The 14,586-nt window shown below is 58.9% G+C and carries 11 protein-coding genes, 4 tRNA genes and 1 pseudogene; 15 read left to right on the forward strand and 1 reads right to left on the reverse strand.

All coding sequences use genetic code 11. The annotated features are described in order from the left end of the window. The first annotated feature begins 2 nt into the window (after positions 1-2). The 6 genes and pseudogenes from ispF to rpoS all read left to right on the forward strand — a co-directional run bounded on the left by ispF (position 3) and on the right by rpoS (position 5,052). Positions 3-479 carry a 2-C-methyl-D-erythritol 2,4-cyclodiphosphate synthase gene (gene ispF, locus ABEA08_RS17260; protein WP_345336627.1) on the forward strand — a complete coding sequence of 159 codons (477 nt, stop codon included), beginning with the start codon at positions 3-5 and terminating at the stop codon, positions 477-479. Beyond that, a pseudogene (gene truD, locus ABEA08_RS17265) lies at positions 472-1,461 on the forward strand (tRNA pseudouridine(13) synthase TruD); the annotation flags it as partial. The gene ispF and the pseudogene truD, both read left to right, overlap by 8 nt. Positions 1,462-1,674: 213 nt before the next feature. Further along, positions 1,675-2,421 (forward strand): 5'/3'-nucleotidase SurE, encoded by a 747-nt coding sequence (gene surE / locus ABEA08_RS17270; protein ID WP_345336638.1) that lies wholly within the window; start codon positions 1,675-1,677, stop codon positions 2,419-2,421. Next, positions 2,418-3,056, forward strand: a complete 639-nt coding sequence (locus tag ABEA08_RS17275; protein WP_345336628.1) for a protein-L-isoaspartate(D-aspartate) O-methyltransferase — start codon at positions 2,418-2,420, stop codon at positions 3,054-3,056. Before surE ends, ABEA08_RS17275 begins: the two co-directional genes overlap by 4 nt. 19 nt (positions 3,057-3,075) lie before the next feature. Then, the gene (locus ABEA08_RS17280) at positions 3,076-3,978 is read left to right on the forward strand and encodes a peptidoglycan DD-metalloendopeptidase family protein (RefSeq protein ID WP_345336629.1); all 903 of its coding nucleotides are present in this window, start codon (positions 3,076-3,078) and stop codon (positions 3,976-3,978) included. A 78-nt stretch (positions 3,979-4,056) separates the two neighbouring features. Then, positions 4,057-5,052: an RNA polymerase sigma factor RpoS gene (gene rpoS, locus ABEA08_RS17285; RefSeq protein WP_345336630.1), complete on the forward strand. Its 996-nt coding sequence runs from the start codon at positions 4,057-4,059 to the stop codon at positions 5,050-5,052. Positions 5,053-5,117: 65 nt separating this feature from the next. On the opposite strand, the gene mutS is transcribed toward rpoS, so the two are convergent. Further along, positions 5,118-7,697 (reverse strand): DNA mismatch repair protein MutS, encoded by a 2,580-nt coding sequence (gene mutS, locus ABEA08_RS17290; protein WP_425557382.1) that lies wholly within the window; start codon positions 7,695-7,697, stop codon positions 5,118-5,120. A gap of 149 nt (positions 7,698-7,846) precedes the next feature. On the opposite strand from mutS, the gene recA reads away from it, so the two are divergent. The 9 genes from recA (at position 7,847) to ABEA08_RS17335 (ending at position 14,584) form a co-directional block, all read left to right on the forward strand. Next, positions 7,847-8,884, forward strand: a complete 1,038-nt coding sequence (gene recA, locus ABEA08_RS17295) for a recombinase RecA (protein WP_345336631.1) — start codon at positions 7,847-7,849, stop codon at positions 8,882-8,884. A gap of 4 nt (positions 8,885-8,888) precedes the next feature. Next, positions 8,889-9,350 (forward strand): regulatory protein RecX, encoded by a 462-nt coding sequence (locus ABEA08_RS17300; protein ID WP_345336632.1) that lies wholly within the window; start codon positions 8,889-8,891, stop codon positions 9,348-9,350. A 130-nt stretch (positions 9,351-9,480) separates the two neighbouring features. After that, positions 9,481-12,102 carry an alanine--tRNA ligase gene (gene alaS, locus ABEA08_RS17305; RefSeq protein ID WP_345336633.1) on the forward strand — a complete coding sequence of 874 codons (2,622 nt, stop codon included), beginning with the start codon at positions 9,481-9,483 and terminating at the stop codon, positions 12,100-12,102. Positions 12,103-12,369: 267 nt separating this feature from the next. Further along, entirely contained in the window at positions 12,370-13,590 is a 1,221-nt protein-coding gene (locus tag ABEA08_RS17310) for an aspartate kinase (protein ID WP_345336634.1), read from the forward strand. Positions 13,591-13,691: 101 nt separating this feature from the next. Next, positions 13,692-13,889, forward strand: coding sequence for a carbon storage regulator CsrA (gene csrA, locus ABEA08_RS17315; protein WP_345336635.1), 198 nt, complete (start codon positions 13,692-13,694; stop codon positions 13,887-13,889). 221 nt (positions 13,890-14,110) lie between these two features. Further along, positions 14,111-14,200 (forward strand) — tRNA-Ser (locus tag ABEA08_RS17320). Between the two features lie 12 nt (positions 14,201-14,212). Next, positions 14,213-14,289: transfer RNA gene (locus tag ABEA08_RS17325), tRNA-Arg, on the forward strand. A gap of 72 nt (positions 14,290-14,361) precedes the next feature. Beyond that, positions 14,362-14,438 (forward strand) — tRNA-Arg (locus tag ABEA08_RS17330). Between the two features lie 72 nt (positions 14,439-14,510). Continuing rightward, positions 14,511-14,584: transfer RNA gene (locus ABEA08_RS17335), tRNA-Arg, on the forward strand. Positions 14,585-14,586: the final 2 nt, after the last annotated feature.

A 14,586-nucleotide genomic window follows, 5' to 3' on the forward strand; every position in this document is an offset into this window, starting at 1 on the left:
TAATGATACGGATCGGACACGGTTTCGATGTACACAAATTTGGCGGCGTAGGCCCGGTGATCTTAGGCGGCGTGGCCGTTCCCTATGAGCAGGGGCTGCTGGCCCATTCCGACGGGGATGTGGTGTTGCATGCCGTCAGTGACGCCCTACTCGGCGCCGTCGCCCTCGGGGATATCGGCCATCATTTCCCCGATACGGATCCCGCTTTTAAGGGCGCGGACAGCCGAGTGCTGTTGCGCCACTGCTTCGAGCAGGTCAAAGCCAAAGGCTACCGTCTGGGCAATCTGGATGTGACCATCATCGCCCAGGCACCGAAAATGGCACCTCACATCGAGGCGATGCGCCACAATCTGGCGGCGGATCTAGGGGCCGAGCTGGCCCAGATCAACGTCAAAGCCACCACCACCGAAAAGCTGGGTTTCACCGGCCGCAAAGAGGGGATCGCCACCGAAGCGGTGGTGTTACTGCAACATGACTGATTACCGTTTAGCTGCTTGGCACTATCTGTATGGCAAACCGGAACAATCGGGCCAGATCCGCTCCGAGCCGGAACACTTTCAGGTCAGTGAAGTCCTGCCTTTCCGGCCTGACGGCGAGGGGGAAAATCACCTTATCCACGTTGAAAAGCGCGGCCTGACCACCCATCAGGTGGCCCGAATGTTGGCGCAATTCGCCAACGTGCCAGAGAAAGATGTGTCCTGGGCAGGGTTGAAGGATAAGCATGGCGTGACCCGCCAGTGGCTGTGTGTGCGGATCCCCGGTAAACTGAACCCTGAGTGGTCCAAGCTCAACTCCGAGCAGCTCACCATCCTTGAGGCGGACCGAACCCTGAAAAAGCTGCGTCCCGGTGCGTTATTGGGCAATCGTTTCCGCATCGCGGTGGCAGGAATTGAGGATGTGGCAGCGCTCGAAGGGCGTCTGGCTCAGATCGCGCAGGGCGTGCCGAATTACTATGGCGAGCAACGCTTTGGTCATGGCGGTCAAAACGTCAACCGTGCGGCGGAGATGTTCACCGGCCGGCGGGTCAAGGATCGCAACAAACGCAGTCTGTATCTGTCTGCTGCACGCAGTTTCCTGTTCAATCACGCGGTTTCGGCCCGCTTAAGCCAACACGGCTTGACGCCTTTGGACGGTGAGGCGGTGATGCTCGCCGGCACCAACAGCTTTTTCGTCGCCGAGCAGTGGGATGAAACCAACCTGGGGCGCCTCGCCCAGCGCGATATCGAGTTGTCGGCCCCTTTGTTTGGCGATGGCGGCGGTGGCAGCCAGGGAGAAGCTGGCGAGTTTGAGGGCCAGGTGGCGGCGCAGTGGCCGGTCCTGATCGAAGGCTTGGCATCGGCGCGGATGCAACCCGAGCGCCGTCGCCTGTTGCTCAAGCCGGAGGGGCTGAAGCACTGGCAGCAGGATGGCCTATTGTGGCTGGACTTTATGCTGCCGGCGGGCGCTTTTGCCACCAGCATTTTACGAGAGTTGGTGGACTATCGGGATGCGCAGGCCATCGTGCTGACGACGCCAAGCACAACGCCAAGCACAACGCAGACTCCCGCAGAACGCGAGCCTGCCGCCGTGGCGGCGCCGGAGTCGATTGAGCCAACGCCGTCGGTTGCTCCAGCAGCGGCGCCGAGCATCAAGCTCGAGGCGCAGGACGTGGCTGTGGTGCCGGCCCCGGTGCCGATGACGATCCTGATCAGCAACGACGATGGTGTGCATGCACCGGGGATCAAGGCGCTGTCGGATGCGTTAAGCCCGATCGCTCGCACCACAACGGTAGCACCGGATCGCAACTGCTCCGGTGCCTCCAATTCGTTGACCCTGACCAATCCGCTGCGGATCCAGACGCTCGACAACGGCTATATCCAGGTAAACGGCACCCCGACCGATTGCGTACATCTGGCGATCCGCGAGCTGATGGACGGCGAGCCGGATCTGGTGGTCTCTGGGATCAATGCCGGCGCAAACTTGGGGGATGACACCATCTACTCGGGCACCGTAGCCGCGGCGATGGAGGGGCGTCACCTAGGTCTGCCAACCATAGCGGTATCCCTAGTCGGGCGTGAACTGCAACACTATGACACCGCCGCGGCGGTCACCCGGCAGATCGTCGAAGGCTTGCAGCAACGGCCGTTGCCGAAAGACATGATCCTGAACATCAATGTGCCGGATCTGCCGCTGGCGCAGATCAAGGGGACCCGGGTTACGCGGTTGGGCAACCGGCACAAGGCGGAAGGCATGGTGTGCACCAAGGATCCGGCTGGCCGTACCATTTTTTGGCTGGGTCCCCCGGGTCAGGAGCAGGACAGCGGCGAAGGCACGGACTTTCACGCCGTGGCGAACGGTTATGTCTCGGTGACGCCACTGAAAGTGGACTTGACGGCGCATGAGCAGTTAGCCAGCCTGCAGACTTGGGTTGGGCAATTATGAGTACGGTGATGCAGGGCTATGGCAGCCGGTTAGTGCAGCAGTTACATCAAGGCGGGATCCGCGATCCGCGTGTGCTGGAGGTGATCGGTCGGATCCCGCGTCAGCTCTTTGTGGAAGGCGCACTGGGGGCGCGTGCCTGGGAGAATACCGCCTTGCCGATCGGCGCAGGGCAGACCATCTCTCAGCCTTACATCGTCGCGCGGATGACTGAACTGTTGCTGGACGGCTTGCCGACGGGACCGGTGCTGGAGCTGGGAACCGGCTCCGGTTATCAGGCGGCGGTGCTGGCCAGTCTCGTGCCCCAGCTGTGCACGGTTGAGCGGATCAAGAGCTTGCAGATCCTGGCGCGCCGTCGCCTTAAGCAGTTGGATCTGCATAACATCGCCTTCAAGTATGGCGATGGTTGGCAAGGCTGGCCGAGCAAGGCGCCCTTTGCCGGGATCTTGGTGACAGCGGCTGCCAGCGACGTGCCCACCGCCTTGCTTCAACAATTGATGGATGGCGGTCGCCTAGTGATCCCCGTCGGCGAGCAGGAGCAAGTGCTGCGAGTGATCCAGCGCAGCGGAGACCGCTTTACCAGTCAAGATGTGGAAGCGGTGCGTTTTGTTCCCCTGGTGCAAGGGGCGACAGAGTAAACCTTTGATGGGAGTGTGGATGAAACGGATGTCGGCTCGTGGTTTGCGTGCGTTTATGGCCACGCTGTCGGTGGTCTTGGTGGTTGGCTGCAGCTTGCAGCAAGCGCCTGCACCGGTCAGCAGCCTGCACACGGGCAGCAGTTATCGCGAGCGCGCTCCGGGCAGCATTTCGGGGCCAAGCTATACCGTCAAGCGAGGGGATACCCTGTATTCGATCGCCTGGGCGGCGGATCAGGATTTTCGTTCCCTAGCGCGGCGAAACCAACTGGATCAGAGCTACACCATCTATCCGGGACAGATCCTGCAACTGGCGGCGTCAAAGAAAAAATCTACGACGCCCGTTTCCTCTGCCAGTGCCGGTCAAAAATCCACCAAGCCCAGTGTGAATGCGCCCTCTGAAGTGAAAGCCACTGTTTCGACCCCAACTCGCCAAGTAAAAACAGTGGTTGATCCCACTCCGCAGCCTCGTTATGCTGGGGCTATGTCGTCACAAACTGTTAACAAGCAGGCGGCGGCACAAACACAGCAAACAGCTGCTCTACCCACCAAGGTTTCTCGCTGGCAATGGCCAACAAGCGGACAAGTGATCCGAGGCTTTTCGTCCGCTGAGCAGGGAAACAAGGGTTTGGACATTGCCGCGGCGGAGGGAACGCCGGTGGTCAGTGCCGCCACAGGAAGAGTGGTTTACGCCGGAAGCGCGTTGCGGGGCTACGGAAAATTGATCATCGTGAAACACAGTGATGATTACCTCAGTGCCTATGCCCACAACAAGCGGATCCTGGTGAAAGAAAAGCAACAGGTCAGTGCCGGAGAGAAGATCGCGGAAGTGGGTAAAAGCGATGCAGATCGCGCCATGCTTCATTTTGAGATCCGCTATCAAGGCAAGTCAGTCGACCCCATGCGTTATTTGCCCCGCCGATAAGGGGAGACGGTTGTCAGCTCAGGGAGGATACGCCGTGAATACCGAATGATGGTTTGGGAACAACTGGGAGATCCGCCTATGAATCTGAAAAGCAACGCGTTTGAAGATACGGCTGCAGTTGATTTAAGCGGTAATGCAGGGGCCGCAAGTGCCTCTCGTGAAATCGAAGCTCGTAATGAACCGGAAGCCAAAGACAACGCTTCCAACATCGACCAACTGGTCCAGGATGATCTGCAAAAGAACCTGGATGCGACGCAGCTCTACCTCAGCGAAATTGGATTTTCGCCCCTCCTGACCGCCGAAGAGGAGGTCTACTATGCCCGCCGTGCACAAAAGGACTGTGCAAAATCGCGCAATCGCATGATCGAGAGCAACCTGCGTCTTGTGGTTAAGATCGCCCGTCGCTACAACAATCGTGGATTGGCGTTATTGGATCTGATCGAAGAGGGCAATCTGGGCCTGATCCGAGCCGTCGAAAAGTTCGATCCTGAGCGCGGCTTCCGCTTTTCAACCTACGCCACTTGGTGGATCCGTCAGACCATTGAGCGGGCCATCATGAATCAGACCCGCACCATTCGTCTGCCCATCCATGTGGTGAAAGAGTTAAATGTCTATCTGCGCACGGCGCGGGAGTTGGCTCACAGCCTCGATCATGAGCCGACCGCAGAAGAGATCGCCGAGAAGCTGGATAAGCCGGTTGAGGACGTCAGCCGGATGCTCAAACTTAACGAGAAGATCAGCTCGGTCGATACCCCGATCGGCGGGGATTCCGACAAGGCGCTGTTGGATGTGATCGCCGATGACGATCGGGTGTGCCCCGAAGTCCAGGCGCAGGATGATGATATCAAAGAGTCCGTGGTGCGCTGGTTGGATGAACTCAATGGCAAGCAGCGCGAAGTGTTGGCGCGCCGGTTTGGCTTGTTGGGCTATGAGCCGTCGACGCTAGAGGATGTCGGGCGTGAGATCGGCTTAACCCGAGAGCGGGTCAGGCAGATCCAGGTGGAGGCCCTACGGCGTTTACGTGAGCTTATCGGCTCACAGGGGTTGTCGATAGAGGCGCTGTTTAAAGCCTGAACGACGCCAGTGCCAAGTAACAACGCCGCCCGAGAGGCGGCGTTGCTATATGTGCAGCTTAGGGATCAGAGCTGGGCTTTCAGTTGATAGAGCAGATCCAGCGCCTGACGCGGGCTGAGATCGTCCAGCTGGCAGCTGTCCAAGCGGTCGAGCACCGGGTGGGGCTCCGGCAGCAGCGGCAGCGGGTTGGCGGTGGGCTGGGCACTGAGCACGGTCTGGCTATCCTGTTGTTCCAATTGTGCCAGACGCAGTTTGGCGGCGTGGACGACGGTTTTCGGCACCCCGGCTAACGCGGCGACCTGCAAGCCGTAACTGCGACTGGCTGGCCCCTCTTGGACGGCGTGCATAAAGGCGATGGTATCGCCGTGCTCGACCGCATCGAGGTGCACATTGACCACGCCTTCGAGGCGCTCCGGTAGCTGGGTCAGTTCAAAATAATGGGTGGCGAACAGCGTCTGCGCCTGGATCTGGGTGGCCAGATGCTCGGCCGCCGCCCACGCGAGGGACAAACCGTCATAGGTGGACGTGCCGCGTCCGATCTCATCCATCAACACCAGCGAGTTGGCGGTGGCATTATTGAGGATATTGGCGGTTTCGGTCATCTCGACCATAAAGGTCGAGCGGCCGGAGGCCAGATCGTCCGATGCCCCGATCCGAGTAAAGATCCGATCGATCGGGCCCAGTACCGCATGCTCTGCGGGCACAAAGCTGCCGATGTGGCCCAGCAGGGCGATCAAGGCGGTCTGCCGCATATAGGTCGACTTACCCCCCATATTGGGGCCGGTGACGATCAGCATGCGTCGGCTGGGGGACAGCTGAACCGGGTTAGCGATAAAGGGATCCTTCAGCACCTGCTCGACCACAGGGTGACGGCCGCCATCGACACTGATCCCCGGCTGCTCGGTCAACTGCGGCCGGCAGTAATTCAGGGTGTCGGCCCGCTCTGCCAGCGTTTGCAACACGTCCAGCTCGGCGCAGGCAAAAGCGGATTCCTGCAGCGCGGCCAGCGCCGGGAACAGCAGATCGAACAGCTCTTCGTACAGCCGCTTCTCCAGTGCCAAGGCTCTGCCCTGACTGGTCAGCACCTTGTCTTCGTGCTCTTTGAGCTCAGCGATGATGTAGCGTTCGGTGTTCTTCAGGGTCTGGCGGCGGACATAGTCGGCCGGGACCAATGCGGATTGGGCTCGGCTGACCTCAATAAAGTAGCCATGCACCTTGTTGTAGCCCACCTTCAAGGTGGCAATGCCGCTGCGCTCGCGTTCGCGCTGCTCGAGCTTCACCAGGTAATCGGTCGCCCCTTTGGACAGTGCACGCAGCTCATCCAGCTCAGCGTTATAGCCCTCGGCGAGCACGCCGCCATCGCGGATCACCACCGGCGGGTTGTCGCAGATCGCCCGTTGCAGCAGCGTGAGCTGTTCGGGGAAGGTGCTGATCCGATTGGCGAGGTTGTTGATCTTTCGCCCGCTCAGCTCCTGCATCAGATCTTGCAGCGTCGGCAGTTGTGCCAGCGCGATCCGCAAACGGCTGAGATCCCGCGGGCGGGCGCTGCGCAGGGCCAAGCGGGCCAGGACGCGCTCCATATCGCCGATGGGCTTGAGCGCCTCGGCCAACTCGCCGAACAGGCCGAGCTCCTTGATGGCGGCAACCGTATCGAGTCGCTCTTCCAGCACGCTGCGCTGGGTCAAGGGTTGATGCAACCAGCGCTTCAGCAGGCGGGAGCCCATGGCGGTGGCGCTGTGATCCAGCACCTGAGCCAGGGTGTTGTCGATCCCACCGGACAGGTTATGGGTCAGCTCCAGATTGCGTCGGGTGGCCGCGTCCAGCACGATGTGGTGGCCGTCTTGCTCACGGATGACACTGCGAATATGGGGCAGGGCCGTGCGTTGGGTGTCTTTGACGTATTGCATCAGACAGCCCGCGGCGCAGATCGCGCGCTCGGCGTGTTCGACCCCAAAGCCGGACAGATCTCGGGTGCCAAATTGGTTGTTCAGCAGTTGGCGGGCGGTGCCCAATTCGAATTCCCACTCCGGCCGGCGACGCAGCCCCTTGAAGGCTTCGATCAGATCCATGCGGGGGAACAGCTCGGGATAGAGCAGCTCGGCGGGGTGGGTGCGCTGCAGCTCGGCTGACAGGGCTTCATCATCCGCCAGCTCATTGACGACAAAGCGACCGGAGGCGATGTCCAGAGTGGCGTAGCCGTATTGACCGCGCAGCTCATAGACGGCCGCCAGCAGGTTATCGCGCCGCTCTTCCAGCAGCGCTTCGTCGGTGACCGTGCCTGGGGTGACGATGCGCACAACCTGACGTTCGACCGGCCCCTTGCTGGTGGCGGGATCGCCGATCTGCTCACAGATGGCGGCGGATTCGCCGCGCTGTACCAGACGGGCCAAGTAGCCTTCGACGGCATGGTAAGGAACGCCCGCCATTGGAATGGGATCGCCGGCGGCGTGGCCGCGCGCGGTCAGGGAGATGTCCAGCAGTTCAGAGGCTTTCTTGGCGTCGTCAAAGAACAGCTCGTAGAAATCGCCCATCCGATAAAACAGCAGCACTTCGGGGTGCTGGGCTTTGATGGTGAGGTATTGACGCATCATCGGCGTGTGCTGTTCGAGATCAGTGCTCTTGAGCTTGGACACAAGGTCTCCCATTTGTTGGTTTTGGCAAACCCCATATGATACCGCAAAGCGGGGATCGCGCACGGGCCTGACGCGAATTTTCCATACAGGGTTGATACTGTATGATTGTACAGTATACTAGCCCCATTGAACTTCACCGTATCGCCAACTCGGAGCTTGGAATGGACGAAAATAAAAAACGCGCACTCAGTGCTGCGCTTGGTCAGATTGAGAAACAATTTGGTAAAGGGTCCATCATGCGCCTGGGCGATGCGACGACCATGGACATCGAATCGGTGTCTACCGGCTCGCTGGGCTTGGACATTGCGCTGGGCATAGGCGGCTTGCCGTACGGTCGTATCGTTGAGATCTACGGTCCGGAATCTTCCGGTAAAACCACCATGACCTTGCAGGTAGTGGCGGAAGCGCAAAAGCAGGGCAAGACCTGTGCCTTCGTTGATGCCGAACACGCGCTGGATCCGGTTTACGCTGAGAAGCTGGGTGTGAATGTGGATGAGTTGCTGGTGTCTCAGCCGGATACCGGTGAGCAGGCGCTGGAGATCTGCGACATGCTGGTGCGTTCTGGCGCGGTGGACGTGGTGATCGTCGATTCCGTGGCGGCACTAACGCCGAAAGCGGAAATTGAAGGCGAGATGGGCGACTCCCACGTGGGTCTGCAGGCCCGTTTGATGTCTCAGGCGCTGCGTAAGCTGACCGGTAACATCAAGCGCTCCAACACCCTGTGTATCTTCATTAACCAAATTCGTATGAAGATCGGTGTGATGTTCGGTTCGCCGGAAACCACCACGGGGGGTAACGCCCTGAAGTTCTATGCCTCTGTTCGTTTGGATATCCGCCGTATCGGTGCCATTAAAGATGGTGACGAAGTGGTGGGTAACGAAACCCGGGTGAAGGTCGTTAAGAACAAGGTGGCCCCACCGTTTAAGCAGTCTGAGTTCCAGATCCTGTATGGTCAGGGCACCTCGAAAGAGGGCGAGCTGATCGACTGGGGCGTGAAACAGAAGCTGGTCGAGAAGTCCGGTGCTTGGTACAGCTATAAGGGTGAGAAGATCGGTCAAGGTAAGGCCAACTCCATCCGCTTCCTGAAAGAGAACGTTGAGATCTCCAACGAGATCGAAGGGCTGTTGCGGGCTCAGCTGTTGGTGAAGGCCGAGCCACAAGCTGAGCAAGAGAAGGAAGACGCGCCAGAGCCGTCCTGAGCGGGTGAGCAAACCGGGTCAAGGCCAGAGTGCACTGGCCGCTGCGGTGGGACTGTTGTCCCGCCGTGATCATAGCCGTGGTGAGCTGGAGCGTAAGCTTCAGCACCGCGGCTTTTTGCATGAGGAGATCCAGCGGACACTGGCGCGGGTTCAGGCGCTGGGCTATCAAGATGAGGCGCGCTTTGCCGAGGGGTATGTGCGCTATCGCAGTCAAAGCGGCAAAGGCCCGCTGCGGCTTAGGGCTGAGTTGCATGAGCGGCAACTGGACGATGCGTTGATCCGTCAGGCTTTGGCACAACCAGAGCTGGATTGGTTTGCGTTGTGCCGTCTGGCCCGCCAGCGCAAGTTTGGTGATCTCCCCGCCTGCGATCCTAAGCTACGCCAGAAAATGCAGCGTTTTTTGGCTTATCGCGGTTTTGAGTACGAACAGATCCGTTACGCCTTGCAGCCCAATGGGGACGATTAACCGGATCTGGCTCGACAAATTGGCCTGAATGCAGGCTAGCTCTGGTTTGCGGGGGGGGGTTGCGGATATAATTGCCGGTTTAGCCGCCCACCTTTGCGTGCGGCAATCGTCAGTTATTCAGGATGACCGTATGCACATGACCACCGCTGAACTCCGAGAAGCGTTTTTGGAGTATTTCCGTTCTGAGGGCCACGAACGTGTGGCGTCCAGCTCGCTGGTACCTCACAACGACCCGACCCTGCTGTTTACCAATGCCGGGATGAATCAGTTTAAGGACTGTTTCCTCGGGGCCGAGCAGCGCAGCTACACCCGCGCCGCGACCGCACAGCGCTGTGTTCGAGCCGGTGGTAAGCACAACGATCTGGAAAACGTGGGCTTCACTGCCCGTCACCACACCTTCTTCGAAATGCTGGGTAACTTCAGCTTTGGCGATTATTTCAAGCAAGACGCCATTAAGTATGCCTGGACCTTCTTGACCGAAGTACTGCAGCTGCCAAAAGAGAAGCTGTGCGTCACCATCTATGAAACCGATGATGAAGCGTTCGAGATCTGGACCAAAGAGATGGGGGTTCCAGAAGAGAACCTGATCCGCATCGGCGATAACAAAGGTGCGCCGTACGCGTCGGATAACTTCTGGACCATGGGCGACACCGGCCCGTGCGGGCCGTGTACCGAGATCTTCTACGATCACGGTGAACATATCTGGGGCGGTCGTCCTGGGACGCCGGAAGAGGATGGCGATCGTTTCATCGAGATCTGGAACATCGTGTTCATGCAGTTCAACCGTTTCGCCGACGGTACCATGGAGCCGCTGCCAAAGCCTGCGGTGGATACCGGCATGGGCATTGAGCGCATTGCGGCGATCATGCAAGGCGGTCATTCCAATTACGACATCGACATCTTCCAGCGCCTGATCAAGGCCGCAGCGGACGCAACCGGTGCCACCGATCTGGACAACAAATCCTTGCGCGTCGTGGCGGATCACATCCGCTCCTGCGCCTTTTTGATCGTCGACGGGGTGATGCCCTCCAACGAAGGCCGTGGCTACGTGCTGCGCCGTATTATCCGCCGCGCGATCCGTCATGGTCGTAAAATGGGCGCGACCGACACCTTCTTCTACAAGTTGGTGGGCGAGTTGGCCGAGACCATGGGTTGCGCCGGCGAAGAGCTGAAAAAGCAGCAAGCCATGGTCGAGAAGGTGCTGAAGATCGAAGAAGAGAACTTCGCCCGCACCCTGGATCGCGGTATCGCCTTGTTGGGCGAGGCTCTGGACAATCTGGACGGAAAAGAGCTGGATGGCGAGACCGTCTTCAAGCTGTACGATACCTTTGGTTTCCCTGCGGATCTGACCAACGATGTGGCGCGCGAGCGCGGCTTTACCATCGATGAAGCGGGCTTTGAGGTGCAGATGGAAGCCCAGCGCCAGCGCGCCCGCGAGGCGGGTAACTTTGGCGTTGATTACTCCAAGGTCCTGACCATTGACAGCGAAACCCAATTTACCGGCTACGACGCGACAAGCGGCACTGGCAGCATCGTCGGGATCTATGTCGACGGCGAAGCGACCGAGCAGTTGGCCGACGATCGTGAGGCGCTGTTGATCCTGGATCAAACCCCATTCTACGCCGAGTCCGGCGGTCAAACCGGTGATACCGGCGAGATCGTTACGGACGCCGGTCGCTTCCTGGTGGTCGACACCAGCAAGATCGGCCAAGCGTTCGCGCACAAAGGTAAGCTGGTTTCGGGGGCGGTTGCCATCGGGGACGCGGCGCAAGCGCAAGTGGATGCCGAGCGCCGTGATGCCATTCGCCTCAATCACTCGGCGACGCACCTGCTGCACGCTGCGCTGCGCAACGTGTTGGGTGATCACGTCAATCAGAAAGGCTCGCTGGTCATGGCCGATCGTCTGCGTTTTGACTTCTCTCACTTAGAGGGCGTGACCGCAGAAGAGCTGGCAACGGTTGAAGCTCAGGTCAACGAGCAGATCCGCGCTAACCACAGCGTCGATACCGAGTTGATGGACATCGAAGCGGCGAAGACCCGGGGGGCCATGGCGCTGTTTGGTGAGAAGTATGACGATGAAGTCCGGGTGTTGGCGATGGGGGATTACTCCATTGAGCTGTGTGGTGGTATTCACGCCAAGCGCACCGGTGACATCGGCTTTATGAAGATCGTCTCTGAGGCCGGGATCGCCGCTGGCGTGCGCCGTATTGAAGCGGTGACTGGTGTCGGTGCGTTAGCACACACCAACCAACAAGAGTCTCAGCTGCAGCAAACCGCCTCATTGGTTAAAGGTGACGTGGCTTCGGTCGCCTCTAAGGTGAAAGGGTTGCTTGATCGCAATCGTCAGCTTGAGAAAGAGCTGGAGCAGCTGAAACAAAAGTTGGCCTCCGCCGCCAGTGCGAACCTGATCGATCAGGCGCAAGAGATCGGTGGCGTGAAGGTCTTGATCAGCCAGCTAGAGAACGCGGACAGCAAAGCCCTGCGCGGCATGGTGGACGATCTGAAAAACCAGCTGGGCAGTGGCATTGTGCTGCTGGGGAATGTGGCTGGTGGTAAGGTCGGCTTGATCGCCGGTGTCACCAAAGACGTGACCGGCAAAGTCAAAGCCGGTGAGTTGGTCAACCGCGTCGCCCAGCAGGTGGGTGGCAAAGGTGGCGGCCGTCCGGATATGGCGATGGCCGGTGGTACCGATGTCGCTGCTCTGCCTGCTGCCTTGGCGTCTGCCAAAGACTGGCTGACCGAACAGTTGTGATACCAATCAAACTCAGTATCTGTGCATTCAGCTGAATGAAAACCGGTTTTAGAGAAGGCAGCCAAGCGAAGCTCTAGTCGCGCTACAGTGAGTTTGGCCAACGCAGTCTACAGCCGGTATTCGTCAGCCCTTCGGCAAGTCCGCACCGACAGCTGCTCGTTGTTGTGATCGTTCGAAAGGGGTCTTACATTCCTTCACCATCACGGCGAGAGCCTGTACTGGTGCGGGCTGAGCCCATGCTGAGTGCGATTGGTATAAGGAGCCTAAGTGGCACTATTGGTTCAAAAATATGGTGGCACCTCGGTTGGCTCATTTGAGCGGATCGAGGCGGTGGCCGATAAGATCGCCCGTGCCGTGCGTAGGGGCGATCGGCTCGTTGTGGTGCTGTCTGCCATGGCCGGTGAAACCAACCGCCTGCTGGGCCTGGCCAAGCAGGTGTCGGCGGAGCCGGCCAGCCGTGAATTGGATATGCTACTGGCGACCGGAGAGCAGATCTCCATCTCGTTGATGGCGATGGCATTGCATAAGCGCGGGATCGCTGCGCAGGCAATGCTGGGCGATCAGGCGGGTGTGGTGACCGATGGCCGTCATAGCCGGGCGCGGATCCAGACGGTTGAGGCCGAGCGCCTCATCGACCTGCTGGCGCAAGGGATCGTGCCCGTGGTGGCCGGTTTTCAGGGCCGCTGCGATGCCGGGGCTTTGACGACGTTGGGTCGGGGCGGCTCGGATACCACAGCAGTGGCATTGGCGGCCGCGCTCCAGGCTGATGAGTGTCAGATCTACACCGATGTGGACGGGGTCTACACCACGGATCCACGCGTCGAGCCTCGTGCCCGCAAGATGGACAGCATCACCTTTGAGGAGATGCTGGAGCTGTCGAGTCTGGGGGCTAAGGTGTTGCAGATCCGTTCGGTGGAGTACGCTGGACGCTACAATGTGCCTCTGCGTGTGTTATCCAGTTTTCAGGATGGCAGCGGTACTTTGATCACCTATGAGGATCCGGCGATGGATGCACCTTTGGTTTCCGGCGTGGCGTTTCGCCGCGATGAGGCCAGTCTTACGTTGGTCGGCGTACCGGATGAGGCCAATGTGGCGGCCCAGATCCTGACGCCGATCAGCGACGCGGGCATCGATGTTGATATGATCGTCCATACCACGACCGGGGCGGGTAAAGCGGATTTTACCTTTACCGTGTCGCGGCAGGATCTCGCTCAGGCCAGTGCTCTATTGGCCCCTGTGGTGAAGACCTTGGGGGTGAATTCGCTCCGAACAAACGAAGACTTATGTAAAGTCTCTGTTGTCGGGGTGGGAATGAAGAACCATACTGGAGTGGCCAGCCGTATGTTCCAGACGTTAGGACAGGAGGGGATCAGCGTCCAGCTGATCTCGACTTCGGAGATCAAGATCTCCGTTGCGCTGGACGAAAAATACTTGGAACTGGCTGTGCGCAGTCTCCATAACGCTTTTGATTTAGCCAAAGGTGAGTAAATCCTCACGGGTGGCTATAGATTTAATCTGGTCTAACTTTATAATACCGCTAAAAGATTCTACCGCCGCTGCGGAATGAGTTAGAGAGAGAGGAGCAACGAATGCTGATTTTGACTCGCCGTGTGGGCGAAACTTTGATGATCGGTGACGAAGTCACCGTGACTGTTTTGGGTGTGAAAGGTAACCAGGTGCGCATTGGCGTTAATGCACCAAAAGAGGTTTCCGTTCACCGTGAAGAGATCTATATGCGGATCCAAGCGGAGAAAGAAGGCGGTAATGCCCCGAGTGGCAACTTCTGATCCGAAAGACCGGCGCATTTGCGTCGGTTTTTTTTGCCCCGACCTTTTGAAGCCTTAGCGATCGCGGCTCAAATAAGAAAAAGTGGCTAGATATCCAACAGCTTCCCTCTTGAGTGTTGTTTTGTTCTGCGGATCGGCGAAAAACCGTGCGGACAGTGAACTGGGCTTAGAAAAGGGTTTGACATATTTCTGCCAGGCCTTAATATACGCCCCGAAACAACGGTGAGGTGGCCGAGTGGCTGAAGGCGCGCCCCTGCTAAGGGCGTATAGGCTAAAACCTATCGAGGGTTCGAATCCCTCCCTCACCGCCATTGTTTCCCTGTGCATCCGTAGCTCAGCTGGATAGAGTACTCGGCTACGAACCGAGCGGTCGGAGGTTCGAATCCTCCCGGATGCGCCATATTTTGAGAGGCCGCGCCTAGCGCGGCCTCTTAGTCTTCAACGGATGAAGCCCCCAAAAGCAAGTTTCTGCGCGTCCGTAGCTCAGCTGGATAGAGTACCTGGCTACGAACCAGGCGGTCGGAGGTTCGAATCCTCCCGGACGCGCCATCTTCTCTTTGTAAAAAGAGATATCGCTGTGTATCAGCGGCTCGTTTAACCGAGCTAAACTGTTAAGCCTGCGCGTCCGTAGCTCAGCTGGATAGAGTACCTGGCTACGAACCAGGCGGTCGGAGGTTCGAATCCTCCCGGACGCGCC

It is taken from the genome of Ferrimonas pelagia, assembly GCF_039543565.1.
GTDB lineage: Bacteria > Pseudomonadota > Gammaproteobacteria > Enterobacterales > Shewanellaceae > Ferrimonas > Ferrimonas pelagia.

What these genes read in the sequence shown, in the direction of transcription:
- ispF (WP_345336627.1), top strand. Translation starts at nt 3, where the DNA reads ATGATACGGATCGGACACGGTTTCGATGTACACAAATTTGGCGGCGTA.
- surE (WP_345336638.1), top strand. Translation starts at nt 1,675, where the DNA reads ATGACGATCCTGATCAGCAACGACGATGGTGTGCATGCACCGGGGATC.
- ABEA08_RS17275 (WP_345336628.1), top strand. Translation starts at nt 2,418, where the DNA reads ATGAGTACGGTGATGCAGGGCTATGGCAGCCGGTTAGTGCAGCAGTTA.
- ABEA08_RS17280 (WP_345336629.1), top strand. Translation starts at nt 3,076, where the DNA reads ATGAAACGGATGTCGGCTCGTGGTTTGCGTGCGTTTATGGCCACGCTG.
- rpoS (WP_345336630.1), top strand. Translation starts at nt 4,057, where the DNA reads ATGAATCTGAAAAGCAACGCGTTTGAAGATACGGCTGCAGTTGATTTA.
- mutS (WP_425557382.1), bottom strand. Translation starts at nt 7,697, where the DNA reads ATGGGAGACCTTGTGTCCAAGCTCAAGAGCACTGATCTCGAACAGCAC.
- recA (WP_345336631.1), top strand. Translation starts at nt 7,847, where the DNA reads ATGGACGAAAATAAAAAACGCGCACTCAGTGCTGCGCTTGGTCAGATT.
- alaS (WP_345336633.1), top strand. Translation starts at nt 9,481, where the DNA reads ATGCACATGACCACCGCTGAACTCCGAGAAGCGTTTTTGGAGTATTTC.
- csrA (WP_345336635.1), top strand. Translation starts at nt 13,692, where the DNA reads ATGCTGATTTTGACTCGCCGTGTGGGCGAAACTTTGATGATCGGTGAC.